At 60.6% G+C, this 2393-nt stretch carries 3 protein-coding genes; 1 reads left to right on the forward strand and 2 read right to left on the reverse strand.

All coding sequences use genetic code 11. The features are described from left to right. Positions 1-253: acyltransferase family protein (locus AC2FNN_RS21440; RefSeq protein WP_496760525.1), on the forward strand; the 253-nt coding region annotated here is incomplete at its 5' end. 6 nt (positions 254-259) lie between these two features. Here the strand turns inward: AC2FNN_RS21440 and AC2FNN_RS21445 are convergent. Both AC2FNN_RS21445 and AC2FNN_RS21450 read right to left on the reverse strand, forming a co-directional pair. After that, positions 260-1516, reverse strand: coding sequence for a glycosyltransferase family 4 protein (locus AC2FNN_RS21445; protein ID WP_496760527.1), 1257 nt, complete (start codon positions 1514-1516; stop codon positions 260-262). After that, positions 1503-2393, reverse strand: an 891-nt coding sequence (locus AC2FNN_RS21450) for a nucleotide sugar dehydrogenase (protein ID WP_496760528.1), incomplete at its 5' end; no start/stop codon positions are given. The genes AC2FNN_RS21450 and AC2FNN_RS21445, both read right to left, overlap by 14 nt.

Here is a 2393-nt window from a genome sequence, read left to right on the forward strand (position 1 = left end):
CGCGAAAACGCCTCTGCTGCTGCACTACAACAAGCTGGGCGACTATTCCTACGGTGTCTACATTTATGCCTTTCCCATTCAGCAGTTGGTGGCGCAGGCCGGGGTCACCACCCCTATCGTCAACATGGTCATATCATTTCCACTAACAATGATCTGCGCGATGCTGTCATGGCATTATGTTGAGGCCCCAGCCATGCAATTGCGGCACCGGAAGACTCCAAAGCCCCTGAAAACCAAACAGGCTGCGGAATAGCCGACCTTACCCCTTCCAGATCCGCTGATACGCCGCGATCAGCGCGGGCACCTGGTGGGGCCAGGCCATCTCGGCCTCGACCCGGGCACGGCCATAGCGGCCCATGGCGGCGCGACGTTCGTCATCGGCCAGCAATTCGGTGATCTTGTCGGCCATATCCACCGGATCGTTGGCCTTGGCGTAAAGCGAGGCCTCCTGTGCCGAGAACCGCCCTTCGGTTACGTCGAACTGAACGATGGGTTTCTCGAAGGCCATGTATTCGAGGATCTTGTTCATGGTGGATTTGTCATTCATCTCGTTCACCCGGTCCGGGTTCACGCAGACATCGGCGGTCGACAGGATCTCGAACAGATCATGATCCGGCGCGCGGCCGGTGAAGGTGACATAGTCCGACAGACCCATTTCGGCAGACTGTTCTTGCAGCTTGTCCAAGCTGGGACCACCGCCCACAAGACAGAACTGGATATCGTCGCGGCCCTGAACCTTGACCAGATGCGCCACGGATTCCAGCAGCAGGTCGATCCCTTCCTGATCGCCCATGACGCCGACATAACCCACCATGTATTTCCTCCCGTTGCGCCAGGCCGGGTTCGGGGGCAGATGCTGCAATCGGCTGAGGTCAGGACCGGACCGGACGATAAACACATCCTCGGGCGCCATGCCGCCGCGCTCGATGGCGATCTTGCGATAGCTTTCATTGGTGGCAATCGACACCCGGGCCGAGGCGAAAGTCAGCCGCTCGAACGTCTTCATCAGCTTCCAGAAGAAGCCGCGCTTGTCGAACTTGGCCTCGTAAAGCTCGGGGTTGATGTCGTGGTGATCGAACAGATAGCGCACGCCGAACAGCTTGAAGGGCAGCGCCACCAGAAAGATCAGGTCAGGCGGGTTGCAGCCATGGATGACGTGAAAGCCGCGGGTGAACTTGATCTTCAGCGACAGCCAGCTTTCCCAGAACAGCGCCGCGCCATATTCCAGCAGATACCCCAGCGCGCCACTGGCATCCAGCGGCAGCGGGTGGCGATAGACCTTGATGCCTTCATCTTCCCACACGCGTTCCTCATGGCCCTTGCCGGTGGGGCAGATGACCGAGACCAGCGCGCCGGCCGCGGCCAGCGTGCGCGCCTCCATCCAGACGCGGCGGTCAAAGGGGACGGGCAGGTTTTCAACCACGATCAGAACCTTGAGGCCCTTCAGGGGCTGGCTCTGGCGCAGCTCGTCGAACGAAATCGGCTGAACGGCGGGCACAGGGCTAGTCATATTCATAGGTTCTTATCACCTCTGCATCACCCAGGTTCAGATCATTCACGATCCGGTTCGAGCCGACCACCAGATCCCAGGGCCCGGCCTCGGCCGTGGCGCGGTCCACCAGCAGGCTGCCCACGTTGGGCAGGTGGGTAAAGGCATAGCCCAGGTTCTGCCCCCGCAGATCGGCCGGTTTGATGGCCGGATCATAGATCGACAACTGATAGCCCGCCTGCAACAGGCGCCGGGCGATATCGACATTGGGGCTTTCGCGCAGATCATCGGTTCCGGCCTTGAAGGCCAGCCCGGCCATCAGCACCCGGCCCCCATCAGGCAGCCGCGCCATGATATCCTGCGCCTGATAGGTTTTATGCGCCTGGTTGGTCTGCAACAGGCTGTCGATCAGATGCGTATGCGCCCCCACCTCGCCCGCGATATGTTGCAGCGCGCGCACATCCTTGGGCAGGCACGAGCCCCCAAACGCGCCCCCAGGGCGGGTGTAATAGGCCGAGATGTTCAGCTTGGTATCCGAGACGAAAATCTCGTGCATGGTTTTTGCCGACACGCCCATGCTGTGGCAGATCCGGCCCACCTCATTGGCAAAAGCCACCTTGGTGGCGTGCCAGGTGTTGTCGACGAATTTGGTAATCTCGGCCTCTTCGAACGCGGTGTAGAACACCGGTGCATCCAGACCTTCGTGCATCTCGTCCATCACCGCCGAGCGGTTTCCGTCTGCCGTGCCGACAACGATCTTGGGCGGGTTGAAGAAATCATCCACCGCCGACGCCTCGCGCAGGAATTCGGGGTTATAGACAATCTCGATCGCCTGACCCGTCTGATCGCCCAGATAGCTGTGAAAGATCGGCTCGATCAGCTGCCGCACCGTGCCCGGCCGGAA

The organism is Ruegeria sp. BHSA118, from assembly GCF_059613405.1.